Raw genomic sequence first — 12,734 nt, 5'->3', positions numbered from 1 at the left:
ATCTGGTCGTACGCGGTGAACGTCGCGCCGCCGGCTTCCGCCAGAACCTTGGTGATCGCTGCCGTCAACGACGTCTTGCCGTGGTCGACGTGGCCGATCGTCCCGATGTTGCAGTGCGGCTTGTTACGTTCAAACTTAGCTTTGGCCATGGGACTCTCCGTTGGGTCTCTCTGGCGAAGATTTCTTGGCGACTAGTTCTGGCGAAGGATCAGGCGTATTTCGCCTGAACCTCCTGAGCGACGTTCGACGGCACCTGCTCGTAGTGGTCGAACTGCATGGTGAAGGTCGCGCGGCCCTGGCTGAAGGAGCGCAGGGTGTTCACGTAACCGAACATGTTGGCGAGCGGCACCATGGCGTTCACGACATTGGCGTTGCCGCGCATGTCCTGGCCCTGGATCTGACCGCGCCGGGAATTCAGATCGCCGATGACCGAACCGGTATAATCTTCCGGGGTCACCACTTCGACCTTCATGATCGGCTCGAGCAGCACCGCGCCGCCCTTCTGCAGGGCCTCACGGAAACCGGCGCGAGAGGCGATTTCGAACGCCAGGGCGGACGAATCCACTTCGTGGTAGGCGCCGTCGGTGAGCTGGACCTTCACGTCCACCACCGGGAAGCCCGCCAGAACACCGGCGCCGAGCACGCTTTCGAGGCCCTTCGAGACGCCCGGGATATATTCCTTGGGCACCGCGCCGCCGACGATCACGCTTTCGAACGAGAAGCCCTTGCCGACTTCGTTCGGCTCCACCGTGAACTTCACCCGCGCGAACTGGCCGGTACCACCGGTCTGCTTCTTGTGGGTGTAGTCGATGTCCACCTTCTTGGTGATGGTCTCGCGATAGGCCACCTGGGGGGCGCCGATATTGGCATCCACCTTGTAGGTCCGGCGCAGGATATCGACCTTGATGTCGAGGTGCAGTTCGCCCATCCCCTTGAGGATGGTCTGGCCGCTCTCGAAGTCGGTGGACACGCGGAAGGAGGGATCCTCAGCCGCCAGCTTGGCGAGAGCGATACCGAGCTTTTCCTGGTCCGCTTTGGACTTGGGCTCGATGGCGATCTCGATCACCGGCTCGGGGAATTCCATCTTCTCAAGGATGACCGGATTGACGGTGTCGCACAGGGTATCGCCGGTGCGCACATCCTTCAGGCCGGCGAGGGCGACGATGTCGCCCGCATAGGCTTCCTTGATGTCTTCGCGGTTGTTGGCATGCATCAACAGCATCCGGCCGACGCGCTCACGCTTGTCGCGGGTGGAGTTGATGAGCGCCATGCCGGTCTCGAGCTTGCCCGAGTAGACGCGGCAGAATGTGATGGTGCCGACGAAGGGATCGTCCATGATCTTGAACGCCAGGACCGACAGCGGGTCCTCGTCGTTCGGCATGCGCACGACGTCTTCTTCGGTCTTGAAGTCGATGCCCTTGATCGCGCCGCGATCCACGGGGCTCGGCAGATAGTCCACCACCGCGTCGAGCAAAGGCTGAACGCCCTTGTTCTTGAAGGCGGAGCCGCAGAACACCGGGTTGAACTTGCGGGTGACAACCGCCTTGCGGATCAGGCGCTTGAGGGTCGCTTCGTCCGGCTCGGTGCCGTCCAGGTAAGCGGCCATGGCGTCGTCGTCGAGTTCGACGGCGGCTTCCACCAGCTTGTTGCGATATTCGGCGGCCTTTTCGGCGAGATCCGCGGGGATCTCTTCGTCATGGAACTTCGCGCCGAGGGCTTCGTCTTCCCACACCACCGCCTTCATGCGGATGAGGTCGATGATGCCCTTGAAGTTGTTCTCGGAGCCGATCGGCAGCTGGCAGCAGACAGGGTTACCGGCCACGCGGTCGATGATCATCTCGACGCAGCGGTAGAAGTCGGCGCCAGTCTTGTCCATCTTGTTGACGAACACGACGCGCGGCACGTTGTACTTGTCGGCCTGGCGCCAAACCGTCTCGGTCTGGGGCTCCACGCCCTGGTTGCCGTCGAGCACGCACACCGCGCCGTCGAGCACCCGCAGGGAGCGCTCCACTTCGATGGTGAAGTCGACGTGCCCGGGGGTGTCGATGATGTTCAGGCGCTTGCCGTTCCAGAAAGCGGTGGTCGCAGCAGAGGTGATCGTGATGCCACGCTCCTGCTCCTGCGTCATCCAATCCATGGTGGCAGCGCCATCATGGACTTCACCGATCTTATGGCTCTTGCCCGTGTAGTACAGGATGCGCTCGGTGGTCGTCGTCTTGCCGGCATCAATGTGGGCCATGATGCCGAAATTACGGTAGTCCTCGATGGCGTTAAGGCGCGGCATGACTGAGGTCCTCTCCGATCACCAGCGATAATGCGAGAAGGCGCGGTTGGCTTCCGCCATCCGGTGCGTGTCTTCGCGCTTCTTCACCGCGTTGCCGCGGTTGTTGGCAGCGTCGAGCAGCTCGGCGGAGAGACGCTCCACCATGGTCTTCTCATTGCGGGCACGGGCCGAGGCGATGAGCCAACGGATCGCGAGGGTCTGACGACGCTCGGTGCGCACTTCGACGGGGACCTGGTAGGTCGCACCACCGACGCGGCGGGAGCGGACTTCCACCGCCGGGGCGACGTTTTCCAGGGCCTGGACGAACAGCTCCAGAGGATTGTTCTTGGCCTTGGCCTCGACCACGTCGAGGGCGCCGTAGACGATGCCTTCTGCAACCGACTTCTTACCGTCACGCATGACGGAGTTCATGAAGCGGCTGAGGATGATGTTGCCGTACTTTGCGTCCGGAATGACTTCGCGGCGCTCGGCTTTATGACGACGAGACATAGCTCAAGCTTCCCTTATCACTTCGGCCGCTTCGCGCCGTACTTCGAACGGCGCTGCTTACGGTTCTTCACGCCCTGGGTATCCAGAACGCCGCGCAGGATGTGATAGCGCACGCCGGGAAGATCCTTCACACGGCCGCCGCGGATCATCACCACGGAATGCTCTTGAAGGTTATGGCCTTCACCGGGGATGTACCCGATCACTTCGTAGCTGTTGGTCAGCCGCACCTTGGCAACCTTACGAAGCGCCGAGTTCGGCTTCTTCGGGGTCGTGGTGTAGACACGGGTGCACACACCGCGCTTCTGCGGGCTCGACTGAAGAGCAGGAGCCTTGTCCCGCGCCTTCTGCGCTTCCCGTGGCTTCCGGATCAGCTGGTTGATCGTCGGCATGTAGCCTTCGCCTCGTCCTGACCTGCGGCTTGCGCCGCATTCCCAAGTTCCGCGACCCGGAAGGGCCGCAACGGTTCGGCGACCGAAGTCGCCAACGAAAATTTCGCGCCGCACGGCTTTACGCCATCCGACGGGACCACGACCGATGGAGCGCCGTACACTGTTTGCACAGCGGACGCCCCTCGTTCGCGACAGAGGATCGCGGAGATCAACCCCCTGAAGGATTGTCGCCGAGATCTTGCACCTGAATTTCTCAGTGCTGTAACCTGGCAGCGTTTCGACTGTCTGACCGGGGCCTACCTGATGGATCCCGGAGGTTCCGTCAAGCACTGCCGCTCCGATCGCTTAGACGCCGACGCCTGCCGCGAAAGTGGGTGGCTTCTACCGTCCCCCATGCCGGGCGTCAAGGCCCGCAACGGGTTTGGGACGGAAATTCCCTTACAGAAACAGGCGCCGCGCCCCCTTCAGGCGACGATCACATGGTCGGCCAGTTCGTTGCGATCATGCGGCCGTCGCGGAAACGGGGCCGCAAGCTGTTGGCCGGCAAGACTTACGCCTGTCACAATGCCGCTGGCGAGGTCTCCGGCCCGCCCCTGCCCGGCCACCGCTGCGCAAATCGCAGCACTGGCCTGCGGTCCGAGCGCAGATTGAATGGCGGCGTCCGCCACCACCTCCACCAGCCGGTCCGGCACCGCCACAAGAATCATCAGTCCGGTGCGGGAATCGGTGAGATGGATACCCAAAGTTAAGAATCGGTCGAGCGCTGCGGCCCGCGCCGCCGCCCGGCGCACCTGGACCGGCACCGTGAGTCGGGCCATCGCCGGCAGCGACAACAGTCCGGCCAGCGCCAGGAATACCCCTGCCTGGATCGCCAGCAGGCTCAGCGGCCGGAACGGCATCGCCAGCAGCAGGAGCCACGGCAGCGCCAATGCCGCCGCAGCGGCCCATAGCACCGGATAGAAGGGGTGCTCGATCACCGGGCGGGTGAGTACCACCACGCGAATCTCCGCACTGGTGCCGGATTCGGCCTGCGCCACCGCTTGGGAGATGCGTGCCAGGGCGGCATCGTCGAGAGGGCCTGTTCCGGGATACCGCGCCATCTACCAGCTCCCCGATGATCCGCCGCCGCCGGACGAACCGCCGCCGCCGGAGAATCCCCCGCCCCCACCGCCGCTGCCGCCGCCGGAGCCCCAGCTCCAATTGCTGCCCGCACCGGCGCCGGCCCCATAGGCCATGCTCCGTCCCCGCCGCCCGCCGCCGCCGCGCCCGCCGAAATAGATGAAGGCGATGATGACGACGACCATCACCAGGAAGATGACGAACAGCACCACCTCGTCGTCCCCGGCCCCGGCGGCGGGCTGGGCGGCGCGGCGCCGCGCTTCCTCCGGATCGAGGTTGAGAATCTCCAGCACCGCCTCGGCCCCCTTGAGGATGCCGGCGGGCATGTCGCCGGCGCGGAAGGCGGGCAGGATCACGGTCTGGATGATGGTGCTCGACACCGCGTCGGTGAGGATGCCCTCCAGGCCATAGCCCACCTCGATGCGCACCTTGCGCTCGGCAGGCGCCACCAGCAGCAGCACGCCGTTATTCTTCTTTTCCTGCCCCAGCTTCCAGAACCGGAACAGCCGGTTGGCATAATCCTCGATGGAGGTGCCTTGCAGCGAGGGGATGGTGGCCACCACGAACTGGTCGGTGGCCTTGGCCTCCTGGGCCGCCAATTGGGCATCGAGCTTGGCGCGGGTGGCGGGGTCCAGCACCCGGCCCGCATCTACCACCCGTCCGGTAAGCGCCGGGAAGGTCAGCTCCCCCCATGCGGCCCCGACCCCGGCCAGCGCCAGACAGACGCACACGGCCAGCGCGCTCAGGCGAGGCGCGAGGCGGAAGCGGCGGACGCGCACGGGCGGCATGACGGGAACCCGATCTCAGGACGCGGCGGGAGGGCGATCAACGGGCCGAGGGGCGGCCCTCAGTTGAACTTGACCTTCGGCACCTGCATCTGCTGCTCGGAGATGGTGAAGGTCTCCATGGGCTTGTAGGCGCGATAGAGGGTGGCCGCCCACAGGGCGCCGGGGAAGGTCTTCAGCTCGGTATTATAGACCCGCACCGCCTCGATATAGTCGCGCCGCGCCACGGCGATGCGGTTCTCGGTGCCCTCGATCTGCGACTGCAGGGCCAGGAAGTTCTGGTTCGACTTCAGGTCCGGATAAGCTTCCGACACCGCGATCAGCCGCCCCAGCGCGCCGGAGAGCTGCGATTGCGCATCCTGGAACTGCTTGAACTGGGCCGGATCGGTGATGGTGGAGGCGTCCACCCGGATGGAGGTGGCCTTGGCGCGGGCCTCGATCACCGAGGTCAGCACGTCCTTCTCCTGGGCCGCATAGCCCTTCACCGTCTCCACCAGGTTGGGGATGAGGTCGGAGCGGCGCTGATACTGGTTGAGCACCTCGCTCCAGGCGGCCTTGGCGCGCTCTTCCTCGGTGGGAATAACATTGACGCCACAGCCGGACAGCACCAGCCCCACCAGCAACAGCAAGGCGGGCACGGCCATGCGAGACGAGACGGCGCGCCCATGGGTGCTCGAAGCAAATGACATCCGCATATCTCCCTGGCCGCCCCTGCGGCGCCTTCTTATAGCGTCAACTCCATGACCGCACTACGGCTGCTCCCGCGCATCGGTCGCGCCCCGGCGTTCGATTCGACGGCACACGCGATCCGATCCGGCTGAAACGGGACACGAAGAGAAGGACAAGTGATGGGATCGGACGGCTGGAACGAGTCGGCGCAGGCCTGGATCGATGTGGTCGGCCCGCGGGGCGACTGGGGCCGGCGCTTCGTGCTCGACAGCCCCATGACCGCGCGCGTCACCGACCGCGGGTTTGCCGATGCGCTGGATGTGGGCTGCGGCGAAGGTCGCTTCTGCCGGGCCATGCAGCAGCAGGGCATCCGCACCGTCGGAGTGGATCCCACGCCCGCCCTGATCGCACGGGCGCGGCAGCTGGACCCGAGCGGCGATTATCGCCTCGGTCGCGCCGAAGCGCTGGATGCACCCGATGCCAGCTTCGACCTGGCGGTCTGCTATCTGTCGCTAATCGATATTCCCGACCTGCCGGCCGCCATCGCCGCCATGCACCGCGTGCTGCGTCCGGGCGGCACCTTGCTGATTGCCAATCTGCAAAGCTTCAACACCGCCGGCGACCCGGCCGGCTGGACCCGCGCGCCGGGGGGCGCCCTGCACTTCCCCATCGACCATTATATGACCGAGCGAGCCCGATGGGTGTCCTGGAGCGGCATCCGGGTGCAGAACTGGCATCGGCCCCTGGGCAGCTACATGGCGAGCCTGCTGGAGGCGGGCTTCGCCTTGCGGCACTTTTCCGAGCCCGAGCCGGTGGGCGGCGAGCCGGGGCGCGCCGCGCGCTACCGGCGGGTGCCGTATTTCCTGATCATGGAATGGCAGAAGGCCGGCTGAGCCGGACCTGCGCCGACAGGTCGGCCACCGGCGCCTTGCAGCACGGCCGCGGCCCGCGCATGAGGGGCGATCATGAGGCTGAAGCCTCCGCCGCCCGTCGCCCGGCGGCGCCACGGCACGACAGGGAGTGCAGGGCATGGATCTGATCTGGAAGGGACTGGTGGGCGGCGGGGTGACCATGCTGATCGCCCATCTGTCGAAGAGCGGCGCCACCTGGCCCGGCATCCTGCCGCTGTTTCCCACCTTCTCCATCATCGCCCTGCTGATCATGGGCGCGCGGGGCGACCTGCCGGCCTTGCAGGAGACCTGCCTGGCCAGCGCCAAGACGGTGCCGGCCTATCTGGCCTTTCTCATGGCCTGCTATTTCGCCCTCGGCGTCGCCGACTACCGGCTGGCGATCCTGGTGGGGCTCATGGCCTGGGCCGGTGCGCTGGGGCTGATGTTCCTGGTGCCGAAGCTGATGTGAGCCGGGACGCTCAGTCCTTGGGCTTCGCCCCCATATAGCCGGGCAGGTCCTGCGCCTCGTCCAGCTGGGCCAGCTTGATGGCCAGCTCGCGGGCCAGGTCCAGATCGGTCTCGATCAGGCGCTTGCTCATGAAGGAGCGGAAATACTCGCCCCACATGAATTCCTTGAACGGGGTCTCGTCATCATCCCGGAACGCGGGGCCGCGCACCGAACGGGCCAGCGTGCGCCAGGGATTGTCGGTGAGGTCGCGCACATGGGAGGGGATGCGGGCGAAGGGACGGCGATTGCCGTCCGCATCGATGGGCCAGCAATAGCCCTCCTGCTCCATCACCTCCCAGAAGGCGCGCGCGTCCAGCCGGCTGTGATCGATCATCCGGTCCAGGTCGAGATAGACCTGCTTGTAGCCCGCCACCAAGGCGGCGCGGCAGAGATGGTGATGGTCCACCAGATAGAGCTGCCCGCCCGGCCCCTGCGCACACGGCACCGGCTTGCGGCGGAACAGCGCGTCCACCTCCTGTTCGCCCAGGGCCATCATCTTCTTCGCCCGGCGGGCGACCTCCTGCAGGCCGAGGGTCAATTGGGTGGGATGCAGGTCGTCGATGGCCACCGCGCGCAGGTGGACCGGGAGGCTGGCCATGGAATCGATCCGCATCGAAAAGGGGGGGACGGGGCCGGCGGAAATCCGTGCCGCCAAGCCACACGGTGTCGCAAACGCCGGAGCGCGGGGAACTGATGGGAACAGGATGGGGAACTTCGGAGCGAAACGGGATGCGACACAGCCGCATCCCGCTTTTTGCCGATCTCAGCCGGGGGAGATCATGTTCTCCGGCCGGACCACGGCGTCGAACTCTTCATTGGTGACATAGCCGCCACCCACCGCTTCCTCGCGCAAGGTGGTGCCCTTCTTATGGGCGGTCTTGGCGATTTTGGCCGCGTTGTCATAGCCGATCTTCGGCGCCAGCGCCGTCACCAGCATGAGCGAGCGCTCCAGCCCGGCCTTGATATTGTCCTCGCGCGGCTCGATGCCGACCACGCAATGCTCGGTGAAGCTCACCGCCGCATCGGAGATCAGACGCACCGACTGCAGGAAGTTGTAGGCCATCACCGGGTTGTAGACGTTCAGCTCGAAGTGGCCCTGGCTGCCGGCAAAGGTGAGCGCGGCATTGTTGCCGAACACCTGCACGCAAACCTGGGTCAAAGCTTCGCACTGGGTGGGGTTGACCTTGCCCGGCATGATGGAGGAGCCCGGCTCGTTTTCCGGCAACGCCAGTTCACCCAGTCCCGAGCGCGGTCCCGAGCCCAGGAAGCGGATGTCGTTGGCGATCTTGAACAGCGAGGCCGCCACCGTATTGATGGCCCCGTGCGAGAACACCATGGCATCGTGCGCCGCCAGCGCCTCGAACTTGTTGGGCGCCGAGGTGAAGGCGAGGCCGGTGATGGCGGCGATCTGCTCGGCCACCTTCTCGGCGAATCCCACCGGGGCATTGAGCCCGGTGCCCACCGCGGTGCCGCCCTGCGCCAGTTGCATCAGCGCCGGCAAGGTCGATTCAATGCGGGCGATGCCATTCTCTATCTGCTTGGCATAACCGGAGAATTCCTGGCCCAGGGTGATGGGCGTGGCGTCCTGGGTGTGGGTGCGGCCGATCTTGATGATCGGCTCCCACAGCTTGGCCTTGGCATCCAGCGCCGCATGGAGGGTCTTCAGCGCCGGCAGCAGGCGGTGAACGATCTCCTCCGAGCAGGCGATGTGCATGGCGGTGGGATAGGTGTCGTTGGACGACTGGCTCATATTGACGTGATCGTTGGGATGGACAGGCTTCTTGCTGCCCATCTCCCCGCCGAGCATCTCGATGGCCCGGTTGGAGATCACTTCATTGGCATTCATGTTCGACTGGGTGCCGGACCCGGTCTGCCACACCACCAGCGGAAAATGGTCGTCCAGCTTGCCGTCCATCACCTCCTGGGCAGCGGCCACGATGGCGGCGCTGATCTTGGGATCGAGGCGGCCCAGATGGGCGTTGGTCTCGGCGGCTGCGCGCTTGACGATGCCCAGCGCCCGGACGATGGGCATCGGCTGGCGTTCCCAGCCGATCTTGAAATTGCCATAGGACCGTTGCGCCTGGGCGCCCCAATAGCGGTCAGCGGGCACCTCGATGGGGCCGAAGGTATCTGTCTCGATGCGGGTCGCACTCATGTCCCTGAACTCTCCTTGGGCTGTCCAGCGAGCAGGCTTCTAGCACACGTCATCAGATATCCGTGAGCGCGGCGACGCTTCAAAATAATTGCCTGGAGGTACCTAATGAAGGCCCCCTTGAGGTATTTTCGCCATAGCTTCGCCGTGGATCAGGTGACTTAGTGTCTGTATCTGCTCCATCCGTGCTCCGGCGGAACCCGTTGGGCTCGGAAATGGTTAGAATTCAGCTCGGTTGGGGGACCGCAGCTGCGCAATGAGGAAAACATTGGGCGACGTCGTGAACCTTCATCGGGCCCGCAAATCGCGAGCCCGAACACAGGCGCAAGCCGAAGCTGCGGAGAACCGGGTCCGGTTCGGCCGCACGAAGGCGGAGCGGGGGGCACAGGCTGCGGAAGAGCGGCTGAAGGCTCAGCGCCTTGAAGGTCACGCGCGCACCGAGAGGGAAGACCTATGAAAAGCCCCGTGGTGAAAAGATCTATTGTCATTGCCGGCCACAAGACCAGCGTGAGCCTGGAAGATGCCTTCTGGGACGCGTTGAAGGAGATCGCCGGTCACCGGCGGCTGACGCTGTCCGATCTGGTGGCCACCATCGATTCGGGACGAAACCAGGGCAATTTGTCCTCCGCGATCCGTCTGTTCGTCCTCGATCATTATCGCGGTGCGGCAACGACGGGACGCAGCCAGAATGTTACGGAGCGGGCATCCGCCGGTGGCCTTCCCGTTGCGTAACCACGGACGGGCCCTTATCTGAAGTCTGGGACAGGCGCGCGCCGCGTTGAAACGAGACGCGCGCTTTTCTATAACCTGACCACCGGCGGGGTTCTCTCGCCGCGTCGAGCGGGCGTGCATGCTCTCCCGCAAGACGGTGGCAGAGTGGTAGAGGTGTGGACCGCCGCGATCACGCGGCGCTCCGACGGGAGTCGACGGATGTCGTGGAAGAATCAAGGCGGTGGCCCGTGGGGGAACGGGCCTCGCGGGCCCTGGGGAACGGGGCCGCAGTCGTCGGGACCAACACCACCGGATATTGAAGACCTGATCCGCCGAAGCCAGGACCGCCTGCGCAACCTGCTTCCCGGCTCCATGGGCACCAAGGGCGCGATCCTGCTGGTGGCCCTGGTGGTGGCCGGCTGGATGCTGTCGGGCTTCTATCGGGTGGAACCCGACGAGCAAGGCGTCGTGCTGCGCTTCGGCAAGTTCGTCCAGCTCACGCAGCCGGGCCTGAACTATCATCTGCCCTACCCCATCGAGACCGTGGTGACGCCGAAGGTCACGCGGGTGAACCGCCTCGACATCGGCATGCGCCTCAGCGAGGACACCCGCCGCAACGCAACGGTGATGCGCGACGTTCCCGAAGAGAGCCTCATGCTCACGGGCGACGAGAACATCGTCGACGTGGACTTTGCGGTGTTCTGGGTCATCAACAACGCGGAACACTTCCTGTTCAACGTTCAGAACCCGGAAGGCACCATCAAGGCGGTTGCGGAAAGCGCCATGCGCGAGGTGATCGGCCGCAACAACATCCAGCCGATCCTGACCGGCGCGCGCCAGAACATTGAGCAGGGTGTGCACGAACTGATGCAGAAGACGCTGGATTCCTATGGGGCCGGCGTGCGCATCACCCAGGTGCAGATGCAGAAGGTGGACCCGCCCTCGCAGGTCATCGACGCCTTCCGCGACGTCCAGGCCGCCCGTGCGGACGCTGAGCGCGCCCAGAACGAAGCCCAGACCTACGCCAACCGGGTGCAGCCCGAGGCGCGCGGTGAAGCCGCCCGCATCGAGAATGCCGCCCAGGCCTACAAGGAACGCAGCGTGGTGGAAGCCCGCGGCCAGGCCAGCCGCTTCCTGTCGATCTACGACCAGTATCTGCTGGCCAAGGACGTCACGCGCGAGCGGATGTATTATGAAACCATGGAACGGGTCTTCGGCGGGGTGGAAAAGGTGATCGTTGACCAGAACGCCACCCGCGGCGGGGGCATCGTGCCCGTGCTGCCGCTGAACGAGCCTGCCCGCCGGCCGACCCCGGTCACCGGCCCCCAGACACAGGGACCCGCCCGATGAAAAGTTCATTCTTCGGCGGCGGCCTGCTGGTCGCGTTCCTCGTGGTGGTGGTGGGGCTCTATACGTCCGCCTTCACCGTCACCCAGAATCAGCAGGCGCTGGTTCTGCGCCTCGGGAGCCCCCTGCCCCCGATCACCACCCCGGGACTGCACTGGAAGGTGCCGTTCATCGACAACGTGGTCTATATCGACAAGCGCATCCTGGACCTGGAAAACCCATCTCAGGAAGTCATCGCTGCGGACCAGAAGCGGCTGGTGGTGGATGCGTTCGCCCGCTACCGGATCTCGGACCCGCTGAAGTACTTCCAGTCGGTGGGCACCATCGAAGGCGCCAATTCCCGCCTAGCCACGATCCTCAACTCCTCGTTGCGGCGTGTCCTCGGTGAGAGCACCTTCATCCAGGTGGTGCGCGACGAGCGCGAGGGGCTGATGGCCCGCATCCGCGAGCAGGTGAACCACGAGGCGAGCAACTTCGGCATCACCGTGGTGGATGTGCGCATCCGCCGGGCGGACCTGCCGGAAGCCAACAGCCAGGCTGTGTTCCAGCGCATGCAGACCGAGCGCCAGCGGGAAGCGGCGGAGATCCGCGCGCAAGGCAGCGAAGCCGCACAGCGCACACGGTCCCGTGCGGATCGGGAGGTGACGATCCTGGTGGCGGAAGCCAATTCCCGCGGTGAGAAGCTGCGCGGCGAAGGCGACGCCGAACGCAACCAGATCTTCGCGGCTGCCTTCGGCAAGGACCCCGAGTTCTTCACCTTCTATCGTTCCATGCAGGCCTATGAAGCCTCCATGAAGCAGAGCGATACCAAGCTGGTGCTGAGCCCGGATTCCGACTTCTTCCGCTACTTCAAGGGCCCGTTCGGCGGCGTTCCGCAGCCGGGAGCGACCTCCAGCGCCGCGCCTGCGGGCGCTGTGCCGGCGGCGCGCTGAACCAGACGTGGCCATGCGCGACCTGCTTGCCGCCCTCGGTCTGGTTTTGGTGATCGAGGGCTTGAGCCTCGCGGCGTTTCCCGCCGCGTGGCAACGGGCGATGCGAGCGATCCTCAAGGCGCCGGAGCAGCCCATGCGCATTGCAGGGCTGCTGGCAGGCATTGTCGGGGTGGCCATCGTCTGGCTGGTCCGAAGCTAAAGGGACGCCGCGTGAGAACGCGGCGTTCTTCATGTCAGGGGTTGCGCTTGTCTCCACGGCGCGGGGAGCGCACCTTTGCCACCAGCGGCCCACCGCGCGGCATCGGCCGCCGCGGTGACGACGCAGAGCCGTTTTGGAGGCCGATCACCTGAGAGTGACTCACCCTCAGCGCCGATTTGGTCTCTCATTTGATGGGGCAGAGCCGGATCGCGGTCGCTTATGGCCCGCTCCGGCTCCGTCAACCGCCGCCCGCGAGGAGA

The 12,734-nt window shown here is 65.3% G+C and carries 16 protein-coding genes; 7 read left to right on the top strand and 9 right to left on the bottom strand.

Features of this window, described 5'->3' with window-relative positions; translation table 11 throughout:
- From AAG816_RS20780 to AAG816_RS20750, 7 genes are all read right to left on the bottom strand, one after another.
- Nucleotides 1-149, bottom strand: a 149-nt coding sequence (locus AAG816_RS20780; protein WP_341990852.1) for a GTP-binding protein, incomplete at its 3' end; no start/stop codon positions are given.
- Nucleotides 150-208: 59 nt separating this feature from the next.
- On the bottom strand, nt 209-2,284 hold the full coding sequence (gene fusA / locus AAG816_RS20775; protein ID WP_341991590.1) for an elongation factor G: 2,076 nt from the start codon (nt 2,282-2,284) through the stop codon (nt 209-211).
- Between the two features lie 18 nt (nt 2,285-2,302).
- Nucleotides 2,303-2,773, bottom strand: a complete 471-nt coding sequence (gene rpsG, locus AAG816_RS20770; protein WP_341991589.1) for a 30S ribosomal protein S7 — start codon at nt 2,771-2,773, stop codon at nt 2,303-2,305.
- Between the two features lie 17 nt (nt 2,774-2,790).
- Complete coding sequence (gene rpsL, locus AAG816_RS20765; protein WP_012171083.1) at nt 2,791-3,162, bottom strand: 30S ribosomal protein S12; 372 nt, start codon at nt 3,160-3,162, stop codon at nt 2,791-2,793.
- 464 nt (nt 3,163-3,626) lie between these two features.
- The gene (locus AAG816_RS20760) at nt 3,627-4,262 is read right to left on the bottom strand and encodes a hypothetical protein (protein WP_341991588.1); all 636 of its coding nucleotides are present in this window, start codon (nt 4,260-4,262) and stop codon (nt 3,627-3,629) included.
- Nucleotides 4,263-5,069 carry a TPM domain-containing protein gene (locus AAG816_RS20755; RefSeq protein WP_341991587.1) on the bottom strand — a complete coding sequence of 269 codons (807 nt, stop codon included), beginning with the start codon at nt 5,067-5,069 and terminating at the stop codon, nt 4,263-4,265. It lies immediately after the preceding gene.
- 59 nt (nt 5,070-5,128) lie between these two features.
- A complete protein-coding gene (locus AAG816_RS20750; protein ID WP_341991594.1) occupies nt 5,129-5,710 on the bottom strand; it encodes a LemA family protein in 582 nt (193 codons plus the stop codon).
- Nucleotides 5,711-5,914: 204 nt separating this feature from the next.
- On the opposite strand from AAG816_RS20750, the gene AAG816_RS20745 reads away from it, so the two are divergent.
- Entirely contained in the window at nt 5,915-6,628 is a 714-nt protein-coding gene (locus AAG816_RS20745) for a class I SAM-dependent methyltransferase (RefSeq protein ID WP_341991593.1), read from the top strand.
- Nucleotides 6,629-6,764: 136 nt separating this feature from the next.
- Complete coding sequence (locus AAG816_RS20740) at nt 6,765-7,094, top strand: GlpM family protein (protein ID WP_341991586.1); 330 nt, start codon at nt 6,765-6,767, stop codon at nt 7,092-7,094.
- 10 nt (nt 7,095-7,104) lie between these two features.
- On the opposite strand, the gene AAG816_RS20735 is transcribed toward AAG816_RS20740, so the two are convergent.
- Together AAG816_RS20735 and fumC are read right to left on the bottom strand one after the other, a co-directional pair.
- Nucleotides 7,105-7,731, bottom strand: coding sequence for a ParB-like protein (locus AAG816_RS20735; protein ID WP_341991585.1), 627 nt, complete (start codon nt 7,729-7,731; stop codon nt 7,105-7,107).
- A gap of 165 nt (nt 7,732-7,896) precedes the next feature.
- Nucleotides 7,897-9,288 (bottom strand): class II fumarate hydratase, encoded by a 1,392-nt coding sequence (fumC, locus tag AAG816_RS20730; protein ID WP_341991584.1) that lies wholly within the window; start codon nt 9,286-9,288, stop codon nt 7,897-7,899.
- A 253-nt stretch (nt 9,289-9,541) separates the two neighbouring features.
- Between fumC and AAG816_RS20725 the strand changes: the two genes are divergently transcribed.
- The 5 genes from AAG816_RS20725 (at nt 9,542) to AAG816_RS20705 (ending at nt 12,474) form a co-directional block, all read left to right on the top strand.
- Nucleotides 9,542-9,742: a DUF4169 family protein gene (locus AAG816_RS20725; protein ID WP_341991583.1), complete on the top strand. Its 201-nt coding sequence runs from the start codon at nt 9,542-9,544 to the stop codon at nt 9,740-9,742.
- Nucleotides 9,739-10,017: a ribbon-helix-helix domain-containing protein gene (locus AAG816_RS20720; protein WP_341991582.1), complete on the top strand. Its 279-nt coding sequence runs from the start codon at nt 9,739-9,741 to the stop codon at nt 10,015-10,017. Before AAG816_RS20725 ends, AAG816_RS20720 begins: the two co-directional genes overlap by 4 nt.
- Nucleotides 10,018-10,215: 198 nt before the next feature.
- On the top strand, nt 10,216-11,346 hold the full coding sequence (gene hflK / locus AAG816_RS20715; RefSeq protein ID WP_341991581.1) for an FtsH protease activity modulator HflK: 1,131 nt from the start codon (nt 10,216-10,218) through the stop codon (nt 11,344-11,346).
- Nucleotides 11,343-12,275, top strand: coding sequence for a protease modulator HflC (hflC, locus tag AAG816_RS20710; protein WP_341991580.1), 933 nt, complete (start codon nt 11,343-11,345; stop codon nt 12,273-12,275). Before hflK ends, hflC begins: the two co-directional genes overlap by 4 nt.
- A 13-nt stretch (nt 12,276-12,288) precedes the next feature.
- Entirely contained in the window at nt 12,289-12,474 is a 186-nt protein-coding gene (locus AAG816_RS20705; RefSeq protein ID WP_341991579.1) for a DUF2065 domain-containing protein, read from the top strand.
- The last annotated feature ends 260 nt before the right edge of the window (nt 12,475-12,734 follow it).

Origin of the sequence: Azorhizobium sp. AG788, assembly GCF_943371865.1 — a bacterium.
GTDB lineage: Bacteria > Pseudomonadota > Alphaproteobacteria > Rhizobiales > Xanthobacteraceae > Azorhizobium.
Note: the sequence above shows the minus strand (reverse complement) of the source record. Positions and strands in the feature narration are given on the sequence as shown.